Raw genomic sequence first — 25,915 nt, 5'->3', positions numbered from 1 at the left:
ATGGGAAAAAAATTTGTGAAAACCACATTCGCAATATTAAGTTTCATGATGCTTCTGCCGACATCTGTTTTTGCAGAAGATGCAGGGAATATGGAAGCTGCTTTTGTGGGAGAGTCTGTTCTGGAAGCAGATCAGTCAGCTTCTTATAGTGATGCAGACAGTACATTGCCTTTTGAAGAGGAAAAAAATAATCCTACAGATGAGAAGATTCCGGAAACTGAGGAACAGACTCCTGAAAAAACGGATTCGGAAAATCAAAATTCTGACCTGGATGGATTTATATCAGGAGACGATTCTGCTGAGGACGAAAAGAAGACAATCCATGTCATAATAGAAAATGGAAATATTGATACAGATAATGGAACACAGATCACAGATCCTGTTATAGATAGTGGGGATTATTCTGCTGGAGAGTATAGTGGAGGCGGTTCTTCTGCCAGCTCGTCTGGTGAGAAAATACTACATAAACCGCAGGTTCTTTTAGAGGATAACAATCTTTCCGGACAAAATCTAAAAGCAGGCTCTGTCACAGAAATGTCACTGACATTCCGGAATAAAAGCCGTAGCCAGAATGTATTTGGTTTAAAGATTTCTATTTCTGCGGATACAAAGGGAATTGAATTTGAGAGAAACTCTTTTTATGTTCAGAGACTGACTCCAGGAGAAGCAATTACCCTGAAGCAAAAGGTCACTATAGCAGAGGACTGTACTCCAGGTCAGGCAACCGTTTCTTTTTCTCTGGATTACGAAGATTCAAAAGCGACGGGAGCGACAGGTACAGAAACGCTGTCCTTTCAGATCACTCAGCCGGCGCGTGCAAAACTGGAAGCTTCTGATATTCCTTCCGTTTTATATACCATGGATACGGTAGAAATTCCGGTGAAAGCAATGAATCTTGGAAGGGATAAGATATATAATGCAAGTGTCCGGCTGGAAGCAGACGGATTGAACCCAAAAGAGTCCGCTTTTTTAGGAACATTAGAAGCTGGAACCGCAGTACAGGGAAGTCTCCGTGTGTATGTAAAAGGAAAATCAGAAGAAGATGACGGTTCTTTTCCTGGCAGGATTACCGGAAAACTGATTCTTACTTATGAGGATGCAGCCGGCAATTCCTATGAGGAAAGTACAGAGTTTGAGTCTGAGATTAAAGAAGCTAAAATCCAGTCTTTAAAAATAGAGGATGACCAGGAAGAAACAAACAGCTGGTGGTATTCCGTTATTGCAGTTATTGCAGTACTGCTTGTTTCTGTAATTCTACTTCTTTTGGGCAAGCTGCATAAGAAAAACATACTTCTGGAAGAAACCAGAAAGGTGGATGCCCATTGAAAAAGAATAGAATAGACAGTTTTACCTGTTTTGTAGGTTTTCTTCTGATATTGACATTATTTTTCTCTATAAAGCTTTTGGCAGGAATACAGGATGGGAAAAAACAATACTCGGCACTGGTTTCCCTTGGAGACTTTACTTATGATGATGATTTTTTGAAAAAGGCAAAAAAAATAGAAGGGATAAAAGAGATATGGCCCGTTGTGGAAATTCCAGTAACCATCAAGATTGAAGATTATACGGAAACAGCCACCTTTTTAGGAATAGATCTGAATGCGTTTGGAGAAAATCCAGAGCAGAATGATTTAGGAAATACACCGGTGTTGTTGCTTGGAAGTAAAGCATTGCAAAACATGAAAGACTCAAATAATCATTCCATTTCAAAAAAACAACAGGAAAAATTCCTGCAAATGGGAGAAAATCTAACCATTTCTTATGCACTTGCTGGAAATACAAAAGAGCTTTCTGGCGCGGCAGATCATCTGGTATCCTTGACTGGGCACGAAGAAAATGAACAGCAAACTGTTTATCTTCCATGTAAAGTAACTGCCGTAACGAAAAATGAAGATATCTATATTCCTTTATCACAGGCGCAGGAGCTTTGCAGTGAGATGGGTGAGCCGCTTAAAATTACAAAAATTTATTTGAAAGTGAATGGAAAAATGAATCTGGAGAAGGCAAAAAAATTATTTGAATAAGGTATTCTTGCAAAATTAATTTGTATCAATCTCTGGTATTCATTTGACTAACTATTGTATTTTGTGCATGTTTTATGTAATTTTATCCATGTACTTATTTAAAAGAAAAGTATATACTTTATTCTTGTAAATAAAAGTATTTTATTCCCCTAAGGCTTGCTCCATTGTCTGCATGACAGGCAATGGAGGCCTTCTTCCAGCGTATTAATCATAATAAATTGGTATTTTTGTAAATTGTACCATATAATGGAAAACTTCTTGCTTAATTTGATATTGTAGGGAAGTCAAATGCAATGCGGTACTTCCGTATTTGCCACTCTGAAAACCTTTGAGCCCTCGCTCCGTCATATAATTAAACAATTCGCCTTGCTGTATTTTCTGCAAAGTTCGTTGTAGGTAATGCGATTTTTTTATTCAAAAACAATACCCACTCTTGTTTCCGTTTTGGGAAAGAATGTAATTTATAGTAAATGAATAGAAATTGCGATTGTTTTTTGGTACAATATATTGATTAGTAGTGAAATAGCTGGCGGGATTTATGCGTAAGAGTGAAACTTTTATCCTGCCTTAGCCGAAGATATCCCAGACTTTGTTCGGGAAAAGGGTGTGAATATATGGTAAAAATTATTTCAGACAGTACCTGCGACCTTTCACAGGAATTATTGCGAAAATATGAGATTGACATTCTTCCGCTTCATATTCTTCTGGGTGATAAAGAATATGAAGATGGAAAAAACATTACTCCGGATCAGATCTATGCCTGGTCTGATGCAAACAAGACAACACCTAAAACTTCTGCACCTGCCCTGGCAGATGCCATGGAGCTTTTTCGCCCCTATGCAGAGGCTGGAAGGGAAATTGTCTGCTTTTCTATTTCAGCAGGTATGTCCACTTCTGGAAATGTGATGCGCCTTGCTGCTGAAGAACTGGGGGCTTCTGACCGAATAAAAGTAATCGATTCTGCAAACCTTTCTACCGGTATCGGCCTTCTTGTAGTAGAAGCTGCAATTATGGCAAAGAATAACCGGACAGCTTCCCAGATTGTTTCTGAGATAGAGAAGTTAAAACCAAATGTGAGAGCAAGCTTTGTGGTAGATACCCTTACTTATTTATACCGTGGCGGACGCTGCAATGCAGTAGCGGCTATGGCCGGAGGTGTTTTAAAACTGCATCCCAGGATTGTAGTGGAAGATGGTGCAATGAATGCATCTAAGAAATACCGTGGAAAAATTGCTTCTGTTGTCATGAACTATGTAAAAGATATGGAAAAAGATTTAAAAAAAGCGAGACCTGAACGCGTATTTATAACACATTCTGGCTGTGAACAGGAAACTGTAGAAAAAGTGAGGGCTTATCTGAAAGAACTTGACATTTTTGATGAGATACTGGAAACCAGGGCTGGCGGTGTTGTATCAAGTCATTGCGGACCTGGTACGCTAGGTGTTTTGTATATTGCAAAATAAAGAATGCATTGCGATATCTGCCATATGCTTCATTACTATAAACCCGCAGTAACACAAATATATTTCGTATTTACAGAAGCACTGGAAGAAAATGGTATTCTGACTCAGAAATAATAAAAAACAGGACAGCAAAGGAGAACAAGCCTATGTCAACATTAACAATCATTATATCACTCATTATTTTAGCAGTTTACATTTTCTTATTGGTTACAAAGCAAAGTAATCCAAAAACAAATGGAATGCTGATGGTTGTACAGGGAGCTTTATGGACTGTGATCGCAGTAAGCAACTGGGCTGAGAATACGGTTGTAAACCGGAGTGGTTACATTATAGTAATTGTTTTATCGTTTATCTGTGGAATCCGGGAGCTTATTAAGCAGCAGTAAAAAATGAGAATGGCTAAAACTGTTCCTTTAGGTGGAGATGTTAAAAATGATTCATGATTTAATGTACATTGAACTTAAAACGGGATATTCAGATGATGGTCCGGCATGGATCGGATATGTGAAAACTTCAAAGAGTAAGAAAACAATCTATTTTAATAACCATGCTTTTCAAAAATATAATGGCAATTATTCCAATTATATAGATATTGAGAATGGCGACGAATATTGGATTTCCGGGTTGAAGAAGAAAGAGAGTAATCGTCATTGGGATGGGCATGGAAAAATCATGATCGACCGCAGAGCTGTTAAGGAATATCTTTCTCTGATTGGAGAAAGGGAGCTACCGCTAAATTTGTTTGAAGTGACTGATATGGAAGATAGCTTCCCCATTGAAAGAGTAAATAGAGTATTGAACCAGAAGATTACAAGTACTGATAATTTTGAATAACCATAAGGGAACACTTCAGCTGACAAAAGGGAATGTCTAATGAGCTGTTCTCTTTTTGTTATGCTATGACTCAAAAAAATATAATTTTTTTGAGACGTCCGTCAAAAAAAGCCGACTTTATAATTGAGAACATTTTTGAGGAGGTGAACATCATAGACGATAAAAAAATAATAGAACTCTACTTTGAAAGGAATCAACAGGCAATTAAGAAAACAGATATAGAATATGGAAAGCTCTGTCACAAAATTGCCTATAATGTCCTGAATAACCGCCAGGATTCGGAAGAGTGTGTAAATGACACCTATTTAGGAGTATGGAACAGAATCCCACCTGCAAGGCCAGGCAATTTTAAATCTTATATTTCCACAATCGTCAGAAATATTTCCATCGATAAATTTAGAAAACTAAAAGCCCAAAAACGATCAGCCAATATGGTTATGGCATTGGATGAACTTGCAGATGTACTGCCGGATGAAAGGTATGCTCCGGGCAGGAATGATGAAGAGATTGGAAAATCGATCAGTATTTTTCTTTACAAACAAAAAGAAGAGATCCGGAGAGTGTTTCTTCTAAAATATTTTTATTTTGAATCTAACATAGCTATTGCAGAGAGATGTGGTTTTACTGAACGCAAAGCATTAATGTTTTTGCATTCTTTGTTGGTATGGTTGCAAGTTACTATTTGTATTCAAACTATATTGCAGGATTTTTTCCAAGAAGCTATGCGGTGGTTTGGTTTGGATTTACATCTGTTTCTCCATTATTGGCTTTTATCTGCTGGTATACAAAGGGGAAAGGAAAAGTGGCATTTATACTGTCAGCTCTGATTTTGGCAGTGTTGTTCAATATGTGCTTTCTATATGGATTCGGATATTTTAGTGCATGATACCTATTGCCGGATTGTTATTCGTCATGCGTCCTTTGACGCTGCCCGTATGCTGGTGGCAAGGTGGAAACGGGAAATCTCCCTTGAATATTTGACCGAAGAAAAGTTTGTCCCGCTAAGCACCACAGACGAGTATCGCACATCTGCAAAAGCACACGGTATCATCACAAGGGGGGACGACTGCTATCGGAGGTAATCATATGACAAATCAGAGTACAATAGATAAAGAGGTCAAGAAAAAGAGTCGTAAAAAACCGGAAGTTAAGATATATAAAATATCAATACTTGTTCTAAAGAACTAGCACATCTTCTGTAGATTCTGTATCTTTTGATTATCCATCAGTATACTAATTTTAGAGCGAATTATCGTTCTGAAGGAGGTGTTACGATGGATTTAAAAGCGGTTGGTCAGCGAATCAAGGCTGCAAGAGAGGCAAAAAATCTTACACAGGAAGAACTGGCAGCGCTGGTAAATTTAAGTACAACACATGTCAGTGTGATAGAGAGAGGACTAAAAGTAACAAAATTTGATACCTTTGTAGCGATAGCCAATGCACTTGATATATCGGCAGATGCACTGCTGATTGATGTCGTGACACATTCTGTCACAGATGTTACCAATGAATTGTCTGAAATGATAGAAAAATTACCAAAGAACGAACAGAAAAGAATTTTAAATGCAGTCAGAGCTTTTGTAGGCTAATAGAATTAACTGCAAAATTGAAGGGCATAAAGCTCTTCTTTTTTTTATGGATTCATTTGTAAAACATGTCTTTTTTCGCAATCAAAACCATGATATTATAGTTCTAAAGAACTATATATAATTCTTAAAAATAGATATAGGCAAAATGCAGGATTTGAAGATGTTAATCTGTCTGTGCAGAAAGAACGAAAGAAAGTAACACTTAAAAGAGACAAATCGGTATTGAAAGAAGTAACAGATTATGCAGTAGGACAGTTAGAAGGGAATGAATGGAAATATGAAGAGAAGTATCATTGCAGTGATCTCAGGAGCAGTGATCTTGATAATTGCGGCAAAAAGTATTTATATGAAATCTGAATCCGGTCATAAGAAAGGTGAACCGGATGTAGTTGGAACATTTTCCATAAATCGTGATGAAAATATAACTGTGGTCGCTAACCGGGAAAATATTGAAGATAGAGAAGCGTTTGCAAGAGAACTATTGCAGATGTACAAGGATGATTCTTTTCATTCGACAAAATTCTCAACAGACCATGGATATGCGACGAGCCTTGATATGTACATTTATTTATGGAAAGAGGATATTGAAGAAGGAGAGTCGGTAATGACAGCCGAATATAGGCCTATAGAATACGGAAAGGACTATGACGTTGTCAATAATCCTGATAAATTTCAACTATATATAGATGGAGAAGAGATTGAGTAAGAATTTCCTGTGGGCAAACCTTTTATCATATTTTTTAAAGAAAAATTAAAGAATAACAATACAAGCCTTTGGATAGCTGACACCACGCTGCCTGCAGGAGAAAATCTGCGGGCGTTTTTCTATTTATATGATTTTCCATTAAATCTCAATTTTGGAAAGAAGATGACTATCTTAAAGCCCTTTCCCCATTGGGAAGCAGCTTCCAGACGAAGGTTTAGATCGTCAGCCATCTTCTTAACCAAGTAAAGCCCTATACCGGTGGCTTTCTTTCTGCTGTCAGTAAAATCCCCGGTAAAGCCCTTCTGAAAAATATACGGCAGATCATATTTTTTTACACCGATGCCGTTATCCTCAACTGAAAGGACATCTGCGGTCTCCGAATGTATCATAGAGATCGTTAGCATGGGACTATCGCTGCTATATTTTATGGCATTGCTCACGATCTGTCCCAACATAAACTGAAGCCCTCTACGGTCTGTATAGACTGTTTCAGATTGCAGTTTATTGAGAATTACAAACTGCTTTTCTTCCAGAAGTGGGGCATAGTCCTCCAGAACTTCCCCCAAGCAGTCATTCAAATTGATATCCTCAAACTGATAATCCTTTGTACTGCTCTTTAACCGGGCATAGTATAACATTTGAGTGACATCCTCCTGAAGCTGACTGCGGACATAATCCAGCTTTGCTTGCAGGGGAGAAGATATTTCGTCGCTCCGATTATCCAGGAGCATAGTCAACAGCGATAGGGGCGTTTTCGCTTCATGTGCCCAGCCCTCCACATATTCTTCATAGTCCTGTAGGGCATCTGCCATACTGTTACTCTCAGTTTTGTGTTCCTGTAAAACGGATGCCAGAAGCTGGATAGATTCTCCTTCTTCCCGGCTGATGGCACTGAGCAGCCGTTCCCTGTTGCAGATGGTAGGATCACTGAGGAAATCCCGGAACAGCTCTCGGCGGGTGGTCTCCCGCTTGTTTAGCACAAACAGGATCGCTGAAAACAGAAGGATGCTTGTCAGAACCACTAACCCAATCAAGGTCTGAAATGCCTGAATGTCAGAAATCCAAAGAATGATAGAACAAAAGCAATCCACACCCAGCAGCAACAGCAGCCAAGGGTAGTACCGTTCTATTATGCGCCAAAACTGCTTCATGGAGATACCTCCGCTTCCAAACGATAGCCCATCCCACGAACCGCAACGATTCGTTGCTTCATCTCCAGACCGGACATCGTCTTTTTCAACCGGGTCAGGTTAACCTGCAAGGCATTTTCGTCTATGTATTCTGTGGTTCCCCATAGTGCTAAGCAAAGCTGCTCCGTCGTGACCAGAGCATCACCACTGGCCAAAAGAGCAACCAACAGTTTTCCCTGATTTTTGGGAAGCACCACAGAGGTGTTATGAATATAAAGTGTGTAAGTCTGCTGGTCCAACAGGAAATCCAATCCCTCTATGAGGTTGGTACGGCCTTCATACCTTTTGAGAATATTGGATACCCTGGCAAGAAGCCGGTCTTTTCTGCACGGCTTCGTCAAATATTCATCTGCACCCAACTGGAACGCTTGCAGTTCATCCTTTACCTGGTCTCTGGAAGTCAGCACCAGGACGGGGATAGCGGTTTTATTCTTTAGCTCCTGGCAGATTTGAAAGCCACTGATTTCCGGCAAATTCAGGTCTAAGATCACAAGGTCAGGACGGAGGGCTGCCAAGAGCCGAGCGGCATCTTCAAACTCGGTGATTGCCTCCACAAGATACCCGTCCTTTTGGAGCATATTGCAGAGCTCTTCCCGCATATAGACTTCATCTTCCACAACAGCAATTCTTTTCACGACAGCACCTCCTTCCAAATTATTCTTCTCTCTGTGGCTGCATCAGTGTCAGCAAATACCGATCACTGGAGCGCTTGACCACACTCATATAAACACATTCTATCACACAAAGTAGCAAAATCATAGCAGCAGATACAGGTAGCATTTCAGACACTGTCCCACGGGTTCGTGACGAGAGTATCCCTGTAAACAACGCTCTGACTCCAAACAGACTGCTGACAGCTGCAACCAATACAGGAAGTCCCATAAACCACGAAATCTGCTTTCTGGCGGACTGGCAAAGGCTTTCGTAAGTGGCTCCCAAGCGGATCAGGGTCTGGTATCTACGCCCGGTTTTCTGCTGGCTCATCAGGAACTGAACACCCACAATGGTGTTGGCAACCACCAGGAACACAATCGCCAGATAGAGGGTAATATAGATGGATGCTACGGTGTAGAAAAGCTGGCGGCCCATATTCTGAAGATAGCTTTCATATTCAAGGCCAGTTTCGTTCAGCTTCTCGCTCAAATTTAAATATGCAGTCATAAGGCTATTTCCTTCCATAGCCTGCTTACTGAGTACCGCATTCACATACGTATCATACATTCCTTGGGTATGATAGAGGAAGGCTTCATCTGGAAGAATCAATGCAAAGGACAAAGTAATAGAACGGTCCGCGACCAAATTCACAGACTGAACCTCTCCTGTAAGATGAATCGGACTGCCAACCAGTTCCGTTTCAGGATGTTCAGTAAGTATGCCGTTCAGCATTGCGGTGCGATTTACAGTAGTGAAGTCGGAACCTATATAAACAGCGGCTTCATCCTCACTTAATTTAATGACAGGTTTGCCGGACAATTCCAGTAAACGATTATAGTCTGACAGACAAATTAGATACGGATCTGTGGCATAACCAAGAGTGTTCAAAAGGACATCCCGATCTTCCGACTGGGGCAGGCTCCGAAGAGATTCCATAACAGCATCCATGCTGTAGGCATTCTCGTAATCTTCTGTGGTGCGAATATGCCCAACCTTCATTTCAAAAAGCTCAGAAAACTGATTTTCCAAACCGTTTTCGTTCAGGGTTTTCTGTATATTCAAAAGAACCTGCGCCGAATCTTCAACGGTATAATCTTCAAAGGTATAGTCAATTACATGGTCGGTGGATAGATTGTTTGTCCCTGCGATTCCTAAGCCTGCACCAAAGCAACACAGTGCTGCAAGAATCAGCAGAGAGCTGATAGCCATAGAGCTTGACTGATGAATGACATTCTCCTGAATCTGGCGGAAAGTAAATACATGAAGCTGCTTTTTTTCTTTGCCTTTTTTGACAATCAGAGCAATCAGTGCCCGCATTCCGTAGAACAGCAACATCGTACCAGCCGAACCTAACAGTAAAGTCAGTCCCATCATACTTACCTTTGTCCATGCAATTCCTTGAATTGCCATGTAATAAGCCGTTGCCAACATCACACTTGCACATACAGCAGCCAGCCCATAGAAAATAGAAGGCATTTGCTTTTTGGGACGGTTCGCTGGCTGGGATAGCAAAGTACCGATCTCCTGGCGGCTGATCCGTCCACTCAAAATCAGAAGTGCCGTCAGCTTAATTGCCAGAAATCCTGCCAACGTCCATTCAATCGCAGACCAAGATAAAGAAAACTGATGACCGATGATTCCCATGCCTACTAGCTTGGCGGTGACAAGACTGACAATTTCTGAAAGCACCACAGCCACAGGTAAACCTATGAGCATGGCAAGAATACTAGTCAGGCAATCTTCCGCCAGAAGCATACCAAACAGTTTATTTCTACGCATCCCCAACATTAGATAAACACCAAACTCATGCCGTCTGCGCTCGAACTGATACTTGCAGGCAAAATAGATCAAAAAGAAAAGAATACCCAAGGTCATTCCGTAAAACACAGGAATCAGAAGCAAGAGCCTGTTCACGGCATCGCTCTCCATCTTCTGCAAAAAGATCATAACATCCTGAGTAGAGATGGAAAGAATCATGTAAAAGGCAACAATAGAAATCACCAGGGAGCTGAAAAACAGACCGTTTTCCTTTCGGCTGCGACGGCTGTTCCGAAGAATGAGATTAGAGAACATTTGCGCCGCCCCCTCCCATTTGCGCCATCACTTTTAGGATGCGCCCGTAGAACTCCTGCTGGGATTCGTCTCCACGTCGTAGCTCATGAAAGATCACGCCATCCTGGATGAACAGGATGCGCTTACAGAAGCTGGCGGCATTGGAATCATGGGTTACCATCAGGATCGTAGCTTGTTCGTAATGATTCAGGTCGGACAGCTTCTCCATAAGACTTCTTGCGTTCTTAGAATCCAGCGCACCCGTCGGCTCATCGGCAAGAATCATTTGAGGATGCAAGATCAGAGCCCTTGCTGCCGCAACACGCTGACGTTGACCGCCGGACATCTTGGACGGAAACTTATCCAGAACATCAGTGATTTCCAGATAGTTAGTCAACTGCTTCAGCCTCTGGCTGCTTTCTGCTTCGGATACCCCATGCAAGGAAGTCGGAAGCAGGATGTTTTCTCTGCCAGTCAGGTTGTCCAGCAATTCAAAGTTCTGAAATAGATAACCAACTTTTTTGCTACGGTACTCTGCAAGAGTCTTTCCCTTGAGCGATTGCAAAGTATCCCCATCCACCTGAATGCGTCCGCCTGTGGGCTGAATCACAGTTGCAATACAGTTGAGAAGCGTGGATTTACCGGAACCGCTGCTTCCCATAATACCGAGAAACTCTCCCGGCATGACCTGAAAAGTGATTCCGTTCAGGGCTCTCGTCTGGTTTGGCAAAGTCCCATAGACTTTGGTAAGATTTTCAATATTCAAAATTGGGTTCATATGAATACCTCCTATCCATTTTTAAGTAAATGATAGCACAGAAACACAATATATAACACTTACAGTCGCTGTAAGAATTCTGTTCCTGTTTTCAGAACAAGAATGACGCATCAAGGGGGGAGAAGTATATGTTTTGTAAGAACATCGGATGGCAATGAAAAAATATGCCGGCCTGCATGGATGGCATCCTCGGCAATCAGAAGCTCTGTCAGCTTATCCATCGCTTTCCGGTAAGCCTGCTCTGTACCGCTGGCGGTGCTTCCCTCAAACATAACCGCCAGTTCTGATATGATACCCTCAAGTAGGTTTTTATATTTTTATGCCCTACTTGAGGGTATCATATCAGATATTCTGAAAAATTTTATAGGAAGGATCTATTATAAAATTGACATAGGAATGCGGTAGAGTATAATTACAATTGAATACACTGAAAAATGGAGGAATCACATGAAAGCACACAAATATTGGTCGTTAGGAGCATTTATTACCATGATTGGAACTGTTTATACAGGATATAAAGGCTTAAAATCAAGTCACAAATATTTTGCACTAAGCTCTCTGCTTTGTATGATAATGTCTATCTATACAGGACACAAAATGATTTCTGGCAGTAAAAAAACAAGAAAGAAAGCGGAAGCTACAGAAACGGAGGATTAAAAAATGTTGGAAACAGGAACAAAAGCCCCTGATTTTGAACTGCCGGATCAGAACGGAAACATGCATAAATTAAGTGATTATGCCGGAAAGAAAGTAATTTTATATTTTTACCCGAAAGATAATACAGCTGGCTGTACGAAACAGGCATGTGGCTTTTCAGATCGGTATCCTCAGTTTACAGAAAAAGGAGCTGTTATCCTTGGTGTTAGTAAGGATTCAGTAGCTTCTCATAAGAGATTTGAAGAAAAATACGGACTGGCATTTACCTTATTGGCAGATCCGGAGCGCAAAGTGATTGAGGCATATGACGTTTGGAAAGAAAAGAAGAATTATGGAAAAGTCTCTATGGGAGTAGTAAGGACGACCTATCTGATTGATGAGCATGGAATTATCATAAAGGCAAATGATAAAGTGAAAGCAGCAGATGATCCTGAAAATATGCTGAAGGAATTGGCGTGATGAAGATTATATTATCACCGGCAAAAAAGATGGTTACGGATACGGACAGCATAGCACCCGTAGGAATGCCGGATTTTCTTGATAAGACAACGAAGATACTGAGTTGGATGAAGAGCCTGGAAAAAGAGGAACTGAAAGCAATCTGGAAATGTAATGACAAGATTGCCAGGCAGAACTTTGACAGATTAGAAAATATGGATCTTTATCACATGCTTACTCCAGCTATTTTGTCTTATGAAGGAATTGCATTCCAGTATATGGCACCAGCAGTGTTTGAAGACGGACAGTTTGAGTATATCCAAAAGCATCTGAGAATTTTATCCGCATTTTATGGAAGCTTAAAGCCACTGGACGGTGTGAAACCATATCGCCTGGAAATGCAGGCAAAGGTTACAATAGGAAATACCCGAAATTTATATGACTATTGGGGAGATCTGCTATATCAGTCCGTTATTGATGACAGCCGGATCATTATTAATCTGGCATCAAAAGAATATTCGAAATGCATAGAAAAATATCTGTCACCAAAAGATACGTATATAACGATTACATTTTGTGAATTATCCGGAGAAAAGCTGGTAACAAAAGGTACTTATGCAAAAATGGCCCGCGGCGAAATGGTCAGATTTATGGCAGAAAGAGGGATTGAAAATCCAGCTGATATACAAGAATTTAACAGACTGGGCTATAGGTTTAGAGAAGACTTGTCATCAGAGAAGGAATATATTTTTGAACGGTTGTCTGCACTGTAGTGTGGTATTGCATACTAATAAAACTACATAAAATCATAGCAGAATAATAAAACTGTAATCAGGCATTTTGAGAGAGGAAGCACTGATTGTTTTGAAAGAATACTTTGCTACTCACAAGAAAGGCTGATATACCTCCAGTTTGCAGAAAAAAATGCTGGACCGGAGAGTAAAAAATACGATAATTTATATAAATGGCCTATCATAAACCTAAAGCTGAAAAGAAGGATTGATAATTTTGAATGACCATAAAGCAACTTTTGATGTTGAAAGTAACTTTGAATATCGTAGACATACAATGTCTGGTTGAAAATTCGTGGATTCTCATTTTATGTCGTGGTAATTTTGTTACATATTGGTAAACTGTAAGTGGAAGAGAGGTAGAGACATGGACACAAAAAAGATCGGAGCTTTTTTAAAGCAATGTCGTAAGGAAAAGAATCTGACACAAGAGCAGCTTGCTGAGAAATTCAGAGTGTCTGCAAGAACAGTTTCCAGATGGGAAACAGGAACAAATATGCCAGATCTTAGCATACTTGTTGAGCTTGCTGAATATTACGATGTTGAAATGAGAGAGCTCCTGGATGGAGAAAGGAGCCAGGCTATGAATAAAGAGATGAGAGAAACTTTGGACAAAGTTGCAATGTATGAAGAATGGACAAAACGAAAAGCACTACAGGCTGGAAATCTTGCCTTTGCATCAATGTTTGTGATTGGTGTAATGGCAATTATTATTCAAATGTTATTGACAATAAATATTCGTTTTATTTTAGGAGAGACAGTAAGTGTTTTAGCCGGAGGAATCCTGTATGCAACTATTATGATATACAATGGAATATGGGATAAATGTTTGCCCCAAAATACTACTGTATGGAGGGATTTTCTTACCAGCGTATTATGTTCAGGAATTTTTGCTTTCCTCTATGGCGTATGCTTGTTAAGAATGGGAGCTACAGAAACACAGATAACACGATTAGCTTTTGAATTTTGGATCGGTATTACTATTGTCGCATTTATTATTCTTAGAATTCTGACATTTATCAATCGGAAAAAGAAACAAAATCCAACAAATACTCAAAATATAAAAGAAATTTCACCATTATCTAAGATGGAATATATCAAGATTTACAATGCACAAAATATAATAGAAACGGAACAACTCATGGAAATGTTAAGACAAAATGGAATAATGGCTTTTTCACAGGAGGCAAGTGCGAATGTTGCGATGCATGGGGCACCTGGCTTTGGAATATATGGAATGGATATATTCGTAAAAACTGATGATGCAGAAAATGCAGTAGAGCTGATTAAGGAGATTCGAAATCAAGAAAAGCAGTAGAAAATTGGTATTCTTGATAAAAAAAATTTGGATTCAGATGACAAAAAGAGAATGGCTAAAGCTGTTCTCTTTTTTCTATGCTATAATTCAAAAAAATATAAATTTTTTGAGACGCCCATCAAAAAAAGCCGACTTTATAATTGAGAACATTTTTGAGGAGGGGAATATCATAGACGATAAAAAAATCATAGAACTCTATTTTGAAAGAAACGAGCAGGCAATTAAGGAAACAGATATAAAATATGGAAAACTTTGTCATAAAATTGCCTATAATATCCTAAATAACCTCCAGGATTCGGAAGAGTGTGTGAATGACACATATTTAGGAGTGTGGAACAAAATTCCACCTACAAGGCCGGATAACTTTAAGGCTTATATTTCCAAAATTGTCAGAAGTATTTCCATAGATAAATTTAGAAAACAAAAAGCTAAAAAACGATCCGCTGATATGGTTATGGCATTGGATGAACTTGCAGATATACTGCCAGATGAAAGGTATGCTCCGAGCAGGAATGACGAAGAGATTGGAAAATCAATCAGTATTTTTCTTAATAAACAAAAAGAAGTGGTCCGGAGAGTGTTTCTTCTAAAATATTTTTATTTTGAATCTAACATAGCTATTGCAGAGAGATGTGGTTTTACTGAACGCAAAGTAACACATATGCTGGCTCACACCAGAGCCCAATTAAAAGAATATCTGATCAAGGAGGAAATCTATCTATGAACATACCCAAAATTGCAGATGCCATTGGTTATATTGATAATGAGCTTATCACTGCTACACTGGAAGCACCGCCAAAGAAAAGGCATAATCCTGTAATGAAATGGATGACGGCTGCGGCTTGTCTTACCCTATTTGTAATCGCAGGTATTTTGATTCCGCATCTTTTAAAGAATGACGCAACAGCTGAAAGCAAATATAAATATCATGTTTCTAAAACAGAACGAGCCATAGAATGGCCATGGAAATACAAGACTGCAGCTGAAAAGTATCCTGCTATTAAGTTTAATGGAAAACAGTTTACCGTAAAAAGCCAGAATCCAATCCACACAGATGCACTAGGGGATGAGATTGGCTCCTGTATAGCAGAAGGCCTTGATCCTGATACCGAAAAAAAATATACGGAAACATTTGAGGTGCGGAAGATTCATGGAATATCAGAAGAACTGATGATTGCTGCAGGGAATGAAGACGGATTTTATGTTTATGCAGCTGATGAAAGCACTGCTCCAGATACTTTAGGGAAGTTGCTGGAACTGTATGGTCTTTCTCAAAATATAGAGTTAAACTACGTGACAAAATGTGAAAATTATGAGGAAAAAGAGGAGCTTTTGCTGGATAATGATGATGAGATCTGGCAGATCCTTGCGGGCCGCAGTGATGCAAAACTTGATAATACAAGTGATTTCTTTGAAAGAGAGAACCGTATTTATCTCGCTTTCACTGCAACCTCGGAAACGCTGGGTGTTTATAACCGGGTGATCTACATTTCTGAAGACGGCTATTTCGCAACCAATATTTTAGACTATGAATACAGCTATTTCATTGGAAAAGAAGCAGCAGGACAAATCATCCGTTACGTACAAAAGCATTCCACGGAAACAAAATCCAGCAGCAGTGCGCCAACCATATCCGGAACTGTCACGGAAATTGGAAATGGATATATGATAGTTGATAATACAGCTTTATGTAGGAACCCCAAAGCCGGAAAAGAATATAAGGTATATACAGATGACATAAGGGTAAAAAGATGGAGTGAAAGTGGGGAGATCAAGACAGGAGATCTTGTAGCGGTTGAATATGAAGGGAAAATTTCCGGCAGCTGCAAGATAACGGGAGCATATTCCATATTTACAGGAACGCTTGAAAAAAATGATATTCTAACTCAGGAATAATAAAAACAGGAAAAGGAAGGATACTGGCTTGAATGCGAAACGAATTTATTTGATAAAGATTGCCCCGGTTGTTTTATTGGCAGGCACTGCTTACTGGCTCCTGGGTTCTGATTTCTTTGCATTTTTAACCTGGTGGGAGATGCTGTTTCTGTTGGGACTGGTATTTATGCCGGTAACATCCAGGATGTTTCGAGGATTTGATGATAACGGCTGGATGTTTTCCAAGGTACTGGCGGTTGCGGTATGCGGATATGTACAATGGCTACTGGCTTGTCTGAAGATCTCTCCATTTACAGGAATCACCTGTGTGATCCTCACGGTTATCTGCTGCCTTGGAAGTCTTTTATATGGAATCAAATGTAAGAACAGGTTCCCGGATTCACTTCCATGGGAACAGGCAGCCCTGGTCTACCGGGAAGAGATTCTGTTTTTCCTGGTGTTCCTTTTCTGGACATATTTGGCCGGATTCCATCCAGCAGCCCATGGGACGGAAAAATATATGGATTTTGGTTTCATGCAGGCCATGATGAGAAGTACCACTCTGCCAGCCCAGGATATGTGGTATGCCGGAAAGCCCTTTAATTATTATTATGGCGGACAGTATCTTGCCGTATTCCTTACGAAGCTGACCGGAACAAATGTAGAGGTCACTTATAATCTGATGAGGACCATGGTTGCTGCTTTTGCCTTTCTTCTTCCTTTTAGTCTGGTGCGTCAGATGCTGAAGGACAAATTAAGGACTGGGAGAGAATGGTCTTTCTGTCTTGGCGGTATTCTGGCAGGGATGGCAGTGTCCATGAGTGGAAATCTCCACTATATTATCTATGGGATCATCCTCAGGCTCCTGAAAATAAAAACAGATTACTGGTTCCCAAGTTCTACCCGCTATATCGGCTTTGATCCGGCTGTGACCGGTGATGAGACAATCCATGAGTTTCCATCTTATTCTTTTGTTCTGGGAGATCTTCATGCCCATGTGATCAATGTCTTTCTGGTCCTGACGGTACTGGGAATCCTTTATTCCTGGATGAAGACAAACTCAGGAAAAAGCTGGAGGCAGAGAGAGATCGGACTCCTTGGGCTGCTTCTGGGAATGTTCCTTTTTTCCAATACATGGGATTTTATGATCTACTACGTTGTGATCTGCGGGACATTGCTCTTTGGAAATTTGAAACGTCATTCCTCCGGCTCTTTTATAAGTCAGGCGTTGAAATGGAGTGTGATACAGTGGGTTGAACTGCTGGCGGCTGCGTTTCTTGCATCCCTTCCATTTCATTTGACTTTTGAAAATGTAATGGTCCAGGGAATTGGAATCGTAAAAATACATACCGCTTTTTACCAGTTCTGTGTATTATGGGCATTCCCGCTTCTGGTCTGCGTGCCATTTGTTATCGGGATTCTGAAAAGCATAGGGACATTTCCAGAGAAAAAATTCTGGAGCTTTTTTTACAGTATAAAGTATCCGGATCTGTATGGCCTGGTTCTTGTACTTTGTGCTATAGGGCTGATTTTTATTCCTGAGTTTGTTTATGTACGGGACATTTATGAAAAAACAGCCCCAAGAGCTAACACTATGTTCAAGCTCACTTATCAGGCGTATATCATGTTTGGGATTATGATGGCGTATATATTGGTATTCTTTACAGTAAACAGGATAAAAAGATGCAATGGCGCTGACAGTACTGTCATGTGTAAAGGGCTTCTGAGGTGTCCAAGGCTTCAGTCCCTGACAGGGATCATTGCGATCCTTGTTCTGATCTCAACCTGCGGCTACCTGGAAAATGCGATCACCCATTGGTTTACCGGATTCCCGAAAAGAAATGCATATCAGACACTAAATGCAACAAATTATCTGGAAACTGCAATTTCCGATGACGCCGCTGCGATCCGCTGGCTGAATGATAACGTCGAAGGCCAGCCTATCATTCTGGAAGCCAGCGGTGACAGTTACCAGGATTATGATAACCGTGTTTCTGCAATGACAGGACTGCCAACGGTTTTAGGCTGGTATGTGCATGAATGGCTGTGGAGAAATGATCTGGAAGAAGAAAACCAGAGAAAAGAGGACGTACAGACCATATACACTTCAAGCAACGCTGATCAAATAAAATCTTTGATAGAAAAGTATAAGATTTCTTATTTATTCATCGGAAGCTGTGAGTATGAGAAATATGGAGAAATCAATAGCGAACTCTTAGCTTCGATAGGAAAAGTTGTTTTTCGACAGAGTGAGACAACGATAATTGAAGTTTCCAATGGGACGATGACTGAATGACACATATTTAGGAATATGGAACAAAATCCACCTACACAGTCAGTCAATTTTAGGGCTCATGTTGCTAAAGTTGCCAGAAATGATTTCTATAGATACCTCAAGGTATCTAAAAAGCAAAAAAGCGGTCAGCTAAAGTAATTATCGCACTAGATGAATTTACGGGCATATTGCCGAATGAAAAGTATGCTTCTGACAGAAACGATGAAGAGATTAGAAAATTGGTCAGTCTTTTTTTCGGGAACAAAAGGTGAGCCAAAGAATATTCGTTCTAAAATATTTTTATTTCGAATCAAACAGAGACATTGCAGAAAAATATGGTTACACTGAACGTGAAGCAAAAATTTAGGTTGAATTCTAAGTAGCCTTTTTTCTTGTTTACAAAAATTATAGTCTTGCAATCTATATGGGAAGGATTATAATTAAAGTATCCAAAAAATGGGAGAAGGTGACTATATGCGTAGAAGAGAACTTTCAACTATATTAAAAGAATTTGAGCGAGATATGAGAAACATTTTTAAAGATGATTTTCGTATGGTTCGCTTATATGGCTCTTATGCAAGGGGTGATTATAACCAGAATTCAGACATAGATGTAATGGTTTTGGTAAATACTCCTGTGGATAAAATAAACTCATTTTATGATCAGGTTTCAGATTGCGCATTCGAATATCTTATGAAATACAGGGTAGATATTTCACCAGTTATAAAAAATATAGATCATTTTAACTATTGGAAGAATGATCTTCCTTATTATTATAATGTAGAACAGGAGGGGATCGTAGTTAATGGATAATGAAAAACGACAAGCTCTTTCTGTATACCGCATGGAACAAGCGGAAGAAACTCTGACAGCTGCTAAAATGTGCCTGGAATATCATCTATATAAGGACTGTATTAACCGTTCTTATTATGTTGCCTTTTATGCAGTAAAGGCTGTGCTGGCCATTGAAGGAGTAGACTTTAAAAGACATAAAGATGCTGTAGCATATTTTAACAAAACGTACGTAGCATCAGGAAAGGTATCAAGAGAAGTAGGAAAAAGGCTGGGAAGGATTAAAACAGTCCGAGAAGATAGCGATTACAGTGAATTCTACATCGCATCAGCAGAGGATGCTGCTAAACAATATGAGTCTGCTTGCTTTATTTTGGAAGAAATAAAAAAATACCTTCCAACCATGATTTAAGACAAAATTATCTCAATTTATTTATCCGGACGTGTTGCATACAGTATATTTCCAGAATCCCAAAGTATGTTTAGCGAAAAAGAAATTTTTGAAATGTATAGTGTTTCCACTGCACTATACATTTTTTATTTATTGTCCTTTTTCCTTTACACAAAAATACACATAGGAGAAGCAAAACAATGCAAGAAAAAAGAACGTAAGCGATGAATAACCCACCGTTTAGACAGTTTTCTTTTTTCATAAGATAATTCTCTCATGGAGTGGAACTTCTATACATCTTCTATGTGACTTTACTATTCGGACTATTTTACTTCACATCATTAAGGTCCTGTGTAAAAAAACACTCCAAATAATTCTTATAATTAGGGAGTGATTTACTTTGAAAAGACATCCGCGCCGATCTGATGAGGAATGGCTAAATATTATTCATGAGTGCCGTACCAGCGGTCTTTCGGATAAAATCTGGTGCGAAGAGCATCATATCCAGCCAAGCAAGTTTTATTATCATATACGCCGCCTGCGGGCCAAGGCATGTGAAATCACGGAACGGGAGGATACGCTTCCCCAGAAACAGGAAGTTGTTCCGGTTTCTTTCGCAGAGCAGAAATTCTGTATCCCGCCAACCTAAACAGCAGGTGGAGAGGGGATTCATCCTGATACTGTCATCACAATCCGGATGAACGGAATCCAGCCTGATATCTCAAACAGGGCAGCTAGGGAAACGATCGCAAATACATTCTCTGCGCTGCGGGCATTATGTTAGGCGTAAACGGTAGAACCCAAGTACCTTGACAAATATCAGGCCGCTTTTAGCGGCCGTTAATCGTCTGCCTTCTTAGGTTTCCGGATATGTTCTGGTAATGTTTTGGACCAGGGCAAAAGTTCTTCAAGAAAGTCTGTATTCTGATCATCTGTATGCTTTGGAATCTCAGCCAGCAGGTATTCAAAATAGTCAAATGGTTTCAGGTTATTCGCTTTTGCGGTTTCCGCTATGCTGTAAAGGATTGCGGAACTTGTAGCTCCATTGACTGTGTCAATCATCTCCCAGTTCTTTTTTCCAATACAGAAACCACGGATTGCCCGTTCACTGGCATTGTTGTCTATCGGAACATCACCATCATCCAGGAACACCCGAAGATACCATTCCTGATTTAAAGCATAAGTAAATGCTTCCCTTGTTTTTCCGCTTTTGGGAACCTTTGCTTCGTTCTGCTTCAGGTACGCAAAGAAAGCATCCACCAGTGGTTTTACCACCAGCTGACGCTGGGTGAGCCGTTCCTCTGCCGGAATACCGGACAACTTTCCCTCTTCCCGGTAGATGGCTTGTATCTGTTTCATGAATAAATACAGGATGGATTCTTCCCTGTGTGCCTTTGGTATGACTTCCAACGCCTCATGAAATCTCCGCCTGCAGTGAACCCAGCAGCCGGCAATCCTCAGGTCTTCCCGTTCCTTTTCCAGGGTATGGTATACCTGATATCCATCCGTAACACAGATCCCGGTATAATTTTTCAGAAAGTTCCGGGGATGTGAAGCATTCCGTGTCTTCTGGTATTCATAAAGGATGATCTGACGTTCCGGATACATGAAGCCTGACCGGTAGACCCACATATTATGTAACTAGTCACATAATATGTGGATCTATCTGAGTGAAAGCGATGGGCTTCCGGGGATCGTGCTTTACGATTACCGGCCCGGCAGAGGCGGGGAAAACCCGATCGAATTCCTGTCCGGATTCAAAGGGCTGCTGCACTGTGACGGTTATTCCGCATATGGAAGGATTGAAGATGTGGTTCTGGTATGCTGCCTGGCACACTGCCGCAGGAAGTTTTATGAAGCTGTCCCGACAGGACGTCGGAAAAAGCTGAAGCTTCTGGATATCAATTCAGAAGAGGAACTAAAAGAGCCTTCTTCCGGAATGTCAGATGATAACGGCCTTCTTCCGGCAGAAAAAGGAGTAGCTTTCTGCAACCGTCTGTTTTTCCTGGAACGCTGCTATAAGGAACTGCCTGCAGAGGAACGGAAACAGAAACGCCAGGAAAAGGAACCGGAAATATGGAATGAATTCTGGTCATGGCTGGGAAGCCTGAATCCGACAGGCGGAAGCAAACTTGAAAAAGCAGTAAACTATGCCTTCAACCACAAAGAAACACTGATGAACTATCTTCTTGATGGAAGATGTGAGATTTCAAACAACGCAGCGGAACGGAGGGCAAAGTCTTACGCAACAGCGAGGAAAAACTTTCTGTTTCATGATACAGTTGACGGTGCAAATGCAAGCGCAATCGTCATGAGCCTGATTGAAACAGCCAAGGCAAACAACCTGAACATTTATCAATATCTCTATACACTCTTGCTGTATATGCCGGACTATAAAAATGAGCCCGCAGGCATAAAGCAGCTGATGCCGTGGAGTGAATTCATAAAGGAAAATTGTTCAGGAATAACAGATACAGAAAAAATACTGCCGGAAAATCGAGGGGACCTTCCTATCTGAGGTCTCCTGGAAGTCGTACACGGGTGGTTATTCATCGCTTACTCTATTTTATTCCAGCGAATATTTCCGTTAGCATCAAGATTTGTGAACCTGTTCATATCGAAAATGCGAAAACTGCTGTTCTGCATTCCACATGGCAGCGTACTTTCCGTCCTTTGCTAACAATTCTTTGTGCGTACCAGCTTCGGTGATCCGACCATCGGAAACCACCAGAATCTGATCGGCATTTTTTACGATGGACAGGGTATGTGCGATCATCACCACGGTTTTTTTCTCTTTCAGCAGGTTTGCAATCGCCTGTTTTACCGCCAGTTCATTCTCAATGTCTAGGGAGGCCGTTGCCTCGTCAAGCAGCAGGATTGGGCTGTTTTTCAAAATGGCACGTGCTATGGAAAGGCGCTGACGTTCACCGCCAGACAGGAGATTACCATTTTCCCCAATCGGCGTATCATAACCTTTCTCCATCTTGCGGATAAAGCCGTCACAGTTTGCCTCCCGGCAGGCCGCTTTAATTTCTGCGTCCGTAGCATCCGGGCGGGCATAGCGGATATTCTCCCGCACCGTATCATCAAACAGGAACACATCCTGATCCACCATAGAAATCTGGTCTAATACCCGTTCCGCAGCTACATGATTGATCGGTCTGCCCCCTATGGAAATCGTGCCGCCAGATACTTCATAGTATTTTGCAATCAGGTTCAGTATGGTAGACTTGCCGGAGCCGGAATCCCCCACAATGGCGGTCAGCTTCTGATTCGGCACAGTAAAGGAAGCCTGTTTTAACACCGGTTCCCCGGGAACATAAGAAAAGTCCACATGGTCAAATACAATCTCATGGGAGGCTGCCTGCAACGACTTCATGCTGCCGGTTTCTTCCGGTTCCTTCATCACAGCCATGATTTTATTTTTCGAGATCATCAGATTCTTATAGCTGGTGAGGTCTACAAAAATGGAATTTGCCAGCTTTGCACAGAACAAAGGTAGCATACAAATCAAAAGATAGGACACGGTATCTAAAGTTCCGGCTGCCCAGGGGCCATAGACCGTCCAGATCACAACCGGACAGGACAGCCAGCTCAAAATACCGAATCCCGCACCAATCGGGAGAACCTTTGCTTCATACACAAAGCTGATCCTGCTAAACTCCTGCATGGCATGGATCACGGTTTTGTTTTTCAGACCGCCAACGCCATAGGCCCGGAAAGTTTGGATACCGGATACATACTCCACAATGCTGCTGACATTCTCCGCACAAATATCGTTCTTCTCTTTTCCATATTTCGCTACCTGCCGGAAGGAAAGCCATAATCCGGGAATCAAAAGCAAGTCAGCAGTCAGTAGAATCAATCCGGCAGGAAAGTAAATCGTCATCACAAAAACGATCAGCATCAGCGACAAGGCAAAATTCTTTGCAATGTCCCCAATCTTATGCGTCAGAATTTTTTCATAATTATTTACATCACTGGTAATTGTATTAATATAATCGCCAGTCTGCCCCCTCGTAAACCGGGAAAGCGGGATACGCTTGAGATGGTCGCCCATAAACAGGCGGATATTTTTACTGACTCTGGCACCGCCGATCTGTGCTTTGGTATAGCCATAGCTGTATATCAAAATGCGGAACAGGAAGATGACAGCGATAATACCCGTTAGTACCAGTATACGATTCATGTCAAACTGACCATCCCATAAAAACCGCATGACGGAATAAAGCAGCATGAACAAACTGCCAGAGAGCAACCCCTCCAGAACCGTCCCGGCAACGCCAATATAAAACTCCCTGTTCTTCTTCCATACGTTATTCGGATTCATTCTGCCCGCCTCCTTCCAGTTGATAAGTAATTCCCCGAGCTGTTTCGTAGTCCTCCCATGCTTTCTGATAGTAAGCGTTCTCTTTCCGTACTTCCTCATGGGTGCCGACATTGGTAATTGTATGGTTCTCTACCACAGCCACACGGTCGCACATTTTCAGGGCACTCAGCCTGTGCGCTACCACAATGACCGTCCTGCCTTTACAGAGGTTCTGGATGGCCTTATCAATTTCCATCTGATTTTCCGGGTCAGAGGCGCTTGTCGCTTCGTCCAGAATCAGGATGGGGGCATTTTTCAGGATTGCCCTTGCAATGGCGATCCGCTGTTTTTCTCCACCAGAGAAACGGGAGCCGAAGCTGCCTACCTTTGTGTCATAACCATCTGGCAGTGACATGATGAAGTCATCAATCTGCGCCTCCCTGGCGGCAGCCCGTACTTCCTCCAGGCTGGCGTCTGAACCCATGCGGATGTTTTCCAGGACACTGTCACGGGTAAGGAATGTCTTTTGAAATACAATGGCAATATTCTTCAGAATGGTATCGTAGTTCAGTTCATTCACATTGATACCGCCAATCAACACCTCCCCCTCCTGCACATCATAAAACCGGGAGATCAGTTCAATCACGGTACTCTTGCCCGCGCCGGACTGTCCCACAAGTGCCATGCGCTCCCCATCCCTGATCTTGAGGTTGACGCCTTGCAGGACATCCGTTTTCCCATCGTAGGAAAAACGTACATTCTTAAGTTCAATCTCATGGTTTTTCGGGAAGTCCTTTCCGCCTTCATAAACAGGAACATCCAATATTTCTTTTGTTTTGGTAATGGCGCCCAGGACATTCGCAAAGTTTGTCCCCAACTCCTGCAAAGGCCGAATCTCTGTCAGATACATGGAGCCGACATAGACGAACAGCAAAAAAGCACTGGCCGCCAGGGAGCCCTTCAGGAAGAACATTCCGCCCAAGGGAACCATCAGCAGCATCCCACATTCGATCAGAACCACAAAAGTTGCGTAAGGAGGTCCCATTCTCCGGGAGGTTTCATTCCACATGGCGTTTTCCTCCTGGATCGCGCCGGAAAATTTCTGGAACGACTTGCTCCCCATGTTGTACGCTTTAATCAGTTTCATACCGCTGATATACTCGATCATAACGGAATTGAGCGTTGTAATAGATCGGTTCGCCCGGTTCATCAAATCGTCCGTATTCCGAAACATAACCCCCATTACCACAACGGCCAGAATCAACGGCAACAGGGAAACCAGTGCCAATGGGATATTTACTGTCATTAAATAGATAAAAATCGCTACCGGCCCTACCATATAGCACACAAGGTCTGGAAGGTTATGAGCCAGGAACAACTCTAATTTTTCAATATCTTCATTCAGTACTGTTTTGATATCCCCGGTCCGCCTCTCATTCAGCGTACCAAGAGGAACTTTTGCCAGATGCTCCGCTACCATGCAGCGTACCTTGAACAAAGCGCCGTAAGCACCTTTATGAGCAGCCACGCCGGAACACCCAAATAAAACAAAGCGCAGAACCACAGAAACGGCAATCATCATGATCGTCTGTACGACAAGCTCGTTTGTGCAGATATGCTGGAAAGCGGCATCCATCACACGGTAAATCCCAATATACGGAACAATGATGCATAGGCCGCTTGCCATAGCCAGCAGAATTGCCAGTAGCAGCCAGATTTTCTGCTCACCAGCCCATTGAAGCAGCAATGTAATCCTGTTTTCCTTTTTCTGTTTCATCA

Annotated in this window: 28 protein-coding genes; 20 read left to right on the top strand and 8 right to left on the bottom strand. The window is 41.4% G+C overall.

Features of this window, described 5'->3' with window-relative positions:
- The 9 genes from ACESTK_RS13140 (at window position 1) to ACESTK_RS13100 (ending at window position 6,616) form a co-directional block, all read left to right on the top strand.
- Window positions 1-1,326 (top strand): hypothetical protein, encoded by a 1,326-nt coding sequence (locus tag ACESTK_RS13140; protein WP_373119941.1) that lies wholly within the window; start codon window positions 1-3, stop codon window positions 1,324-1,326.
- The gene (locus ACESTK_RS13135; protein ID WP_373119939.1) at window positions 1,323-2,024 is read left to right on the top strand and encodes a hypothetical protein; all 702 of its coding nucleotides are present in this window, start codon (window positions 1,323-1,325) and stop codon (window positions 2,022-2,024) included. The genes ACESTK_RS13140 and ACESTK_RS13135 overlap by 4 nt, the downstream gene beginning before the upstream one ends.
- A gap of 614 nt (window positions 2,025-2,638) precedes the next feature.
- On the top strand, window positions 2,639-3,487 hold the full coding sequence (locus tag ACESTK_RS13130) for a DegV family protein (RefSeq protein ID WP_195983276.1): 849 nt from the start codon (window positions 2,639-2,641) through the stop codon (window positions 3,485-3,487).
- A gap of 146 nt (window positions 3,488-3,633) precedes the next feature.
- Window positions 3,634-3,873 carry a hypothetical protein gene (locus ACESTK_RS13125; RefSeq protein WP_373119937.1) on the top strand — a complete coding sequence of 80 codons (240 nt, stop codon included), beginning with the start codon at window positions 3,634-3,636 and terminating at the stop codon, window positions 3,871-3,873.
- 46 nt (window positions 3,874-3,919) lie between these two features.
- Window positions 3,920-4,321 carry a mannose-1-phosphate guanylyltransferase gene (locus ACESTK_RS13120; RefSeq protein WP_373119934.1) on the top strand — a complete coding sequence of 134 codons (402 nt, stop codon included), beginning with the start codon at window positions 3,920-3,922 and terminating at the stop codon, window positions 4,319-4,321.
- Window positions 4,322-4,353: 32 nt separating this feature from the next.
- Window positions 4,354-5,148, top strand: a complete 795-nt coding sequence (locus tag ACESTK_RS13115) for an RNA polymerase sigma factor (protein WP_226815834.1) — start codon at window positions 4,354-4,356, stop codon at window positions 5,146-5,148.
- 33 nt (window positions 5,149-5,181) lie between these two features.
- Window positions 5,182-5,403, top strand: a complete 222-nt coding sequence (locus ACESTK_RS13110) for a hypothetical protein (RefSeq protein ID WP_148462679.1) — start codon at window positions 5,182-5,184, stop codon at window positions 5,401-5,403.
- Between the two features lie 192 nt (window positions 5,404-5,595).
- Window positions 5,596-5,910 (top strand): helix-turn-helix domain-containing protein, encoded by a 315-nt coding sequence (locus ACESTK_RS13105; protein WP_195991801.1) that lies wholly within the window; start codon window positions 5,596-5,598, stop codon window positions 5,908-5,910.
- Between the two features lie 265 nt (window positions 5,911-6,175).
- A complete protein-coding gene (locus ACESTK_RS13100; protein WP_226815833.1) occupies window positions 6,176-6,616 on the top strand; it encodes a hypothetical protein in 441 nt (146 codons plus the stop codon).
- A gap of 119 nt (window positions 6,617-6,735) precedes the next feature.
- Here the strand turns inward: ACESTK_RS13100 and ACESTK_RS13095 are convergent, their stop codons facing one another.
- The 5 genes from ACESTK_RS13095 to ACESTK_RS13075 form a co-directional block, all read right to left on the bottom strand.
- Window positions 6,736-7,767, bottom strand: a complete 1,032-nt coding sequence (locus ACESTK_RS13095) for a HAMP domain-containing sensor histidine kinase (protein WP_195991799.1) — start codon at window positions 7,765-7,767, stop codon at window positions 6,736-6,738.
- Window positions 7,764-8,441, bottom strand: coding sequence for a response regulator transcription factor (locus ACESTK_RS13090; RefSeq protein ID WP_023922618.1), 678 nt, complete (start codon window positions 8,439-8,441; stop codon window positions 7,764-7,766). The genes ACESTK_RS13095 and ACESTK_RS13090 overlap by 4 nt, the downstream gene beginning before the upstream one ends.
- Before the next feature lie 19 nt (window positions 8,442-8,460).
- Window positions 8,461-10,533, bottom strand: coding sequence for an FtsX-like permease family protein (locus ACESTK_RS13085; RefSeq protein WP_195991797.1), 2,073 nt, complete (start codon window positions 10,531-10,533; stop codon window positions 8,461-8,463).
- Window positions 10,523-11,290 (bottom strand): ABC transporter ATP-binding protein, encoded by a 768-nt coding sequence (locus ACESTK_RS13080; protein ID WP_173719095.1) that lies wholly within the window; start codon window positions 11,288-11,290, stop codon window positions 10,523-10,525. Before ACESTK_RS13080 ends, ACESTK_RS13085 begins: the two co-directional genes overlap by 11 nt.
- A gap of 110 nt (window positions 11,291-11,400) precedes the next feature.
- Entirely contained in the window at window positions 11,401-11,562 is a 162-nt protein-coding gene (locus tag ACESTK_RS13075) for a hypothetical protein (RefSeq protein WP_173719094.1), read from the bottom strand.
- A gap of 175 nt (window positions 11,563-11,737) precedes the next feature.
- Here ACESTK_RS13075 and ACESTK_RS13070 point away from each other — a divergent pair, with 175 nt between their 5' ends.
- From ACESTK_RS13070 to ACESTK_RS13025, 10 genes are all read left to right on the top strand, one after another.
- Entirely contained in the window at window positions 11,738-11,947 is a 210-nt protein-coding gene (locus tag ACESTK_RS13070; protein WP_148462673.1) for a DUF6219 family protein, read from the top strand.
- 3 nt (window positions 11,948-11,950) lie between these two features.
- On the top strand, window positions 11,951-12,406 hold the full coding sequence (gene bcp / locus ACESTK_RS13065; protein WP_148462672.1) for a thioredoxin-dependent thiol peroxidase: 456 nt from the start codon (window positions 11,951-11,953) through the stop codon (window positions 12,404-12,406).
- Window positions 12,406-13,158, top strand: coding sequence for a peroxide stress protein YaaA (gene yaaA, locus ACESTK_RS13060; protein ID WP_195983277.1), 753 nt, complete (start codon window positions 12,406-12,408; stop codon window positions 13,156-13,158). Before bcp ends, yaaA begins: the two co-directional genes overlap by 1 nt.
- A gap of 385 nt (window positions 13,159-13,543) precedes the next feature.
- Window positions 13,544-14,494, top strand: a complete 951-nt coding sequence (locus tag ACESTK_RS13055) for a helix-turn-helix domain-containing protein (RefSeq protein WP_173719092.1) — start codon at window positions 13,544-13,546, stop codon at window positions 14,492-14,494.
- A 37-nt stretch (window positions 14,495-14,531) separates the two neighbouring features.
- Window positions 14,532-15,218 (top strand): RNA polymerase sigma factor, encoded by a 687-nt coding sequence (locus ACESTK_RS13050; RefSeq protein WP_173772303.1) that lies wholly within the window; start codon window positions 14,532-14,534, stop codon window positions 15,216-15,218.
- A complete protein-coding gene (locus tag ACESTK_RS13045) occupies window positions 15,215-16,390 on the top strand; it encodes a hypothetical protein (RefSeq protein ID WP_195991795.1) in 1,176 nt (391 codons plus the stop codon). The genes ACESTK_RS13050 and ACESTK_RS13045 overlap by 4 nt, the downstream gene beginning before the upstream one ends.
- Before the next feature lie 28 nt (window positions 16,391-16,418).
- Window positions 16,419-18,665, top strand: a complete 2,247-nt coding sequence (locus ACESTK_RS13040; RefSeq protein ID WP_195991793.1) for a DUF2298 domain-containing protein — start codon at window positions 16,419-16,421, stop codon at window positions 18,663-18,665.
- A gap of 453 nt (window positions 18,666-19,118) precedes the next feature.
- Window positions 19,119-19,457: a nucleotidyltransferase family protein gene (locus ACESTK_RS13035; protein ID WP_173736142.1), complete on the top strand. Its 339-nt coding sequence runs from the start codon at window positions 19,119-19,121 to the stop codon at window positions 19,455-19,457.
- Window positions 19,450-19,848 carry a HEPN domain-containing protein gene (locus ACESTK_RS13030; protein WP_195991791.1) on the top strand — a complete coding sequence of 133 codons (399 nt, stop codon included), beginning with the start codon at window positions 19,450-19,452 and terminating at the stop codon, window positions 19,846-19,848. Before ACESTK_RS13035 ends, ACESTK_RS13030 begins: the two co-directional genes overlap by 8 nt.
- A 379-nt stretch (window positions 19,849-20,227) precedes the next feature.
- Window positions 20,228-20,476: a hypothetical protein gene (locus ACESTK_RS13025; RefSeq protein WP_226837924.1), complete on the top strand. Its 249-nt coding sequence runs from the start codon at window positions 20,228-20,230 to the stop codon at window positions 20,474-20,476.
- Window positions 20,477-20,667: 191 nt separating this feature from the next.
- Here ACESTK_RS13025 and ACESTK_RS13020 read toward each other — a convergent pair whose 3' ends face one another.
- A complete protein-coding gene (locus ACESTK_RS13020) occupies window positions 20,668-21,459 on the bottom strand; it encodes an IS66 family transposase (RefSeq protein ID WP_330637238.1) in 792 nt (263 codons plus the stop codon).
- Window positions 21,460-21,481: 22 nt separating this feature from the next.
- Here ACESTK_RS13020 and ACESTK_RS13015 point away from each other — a divergent pair, with 22 nt between their 5' ends.
- Window positions 21,482-22,345 (top strand): IS66 family transposase, encoded by an 864-nt coding sequence (locus tag ACESTK_RS13015; protein ID WP_195991790.1) that lies wholly within the window; start codon window positions 21,482-21,484, stop codon window positions 22,343-22,345.
- A 75-nt stretch (window positions 22,346-22,420) separates the two neighbouring features.
- Here ACESTK_RS13015 and ACESTK_RS13010 read toward each other — a convergent pair whose 3' ends face one another.
- On the bottom strand, window positions 22,421-24,157 hold the full coding sequence (locus ACESTK_RS13010) for an ABC transporter ATP-binding protein (protein ID WP_195991789.1): 1,737 nt from the start codon (window positions 24,155-24,157) through the stop codon (window positions 22,421-22,423).
- Window positions 24,144-25,913 (bottom strand): ABC transporter ATP-binding protein, encoded by a 1,770-nt coding sequence (locus ACESTK_RS13005; RefSeq protein WP_373119929.1) that lies wholly within the window; start codon window positions 25,911-25,913, stop codon window positions 24,144-24,146. The genes ACESTK_RS13010 and ACESTK_RS13005 overlap by 14 nt, the downstream gene beginning before the upstream one ends.
- Window positions 25,914-25,915: the final 2 nt, after the last annotated feature.

Origin of the sequence: Ruminococcus sp. Marseille-P328, assembly GCF_964249465.1 — a bacterium.
Taxonomy (GTDB): Bacteria; Bacillota; Clostridia; order Lachnospirales; family Lachnospiraceae; genus Blautia_A; species Blautia_A faecis.
The sequence above is the reverse complement of the archived record's forward strand: the minus strand, read 5'-3'. Positions and strand labels throughout refer to the sequence as shown.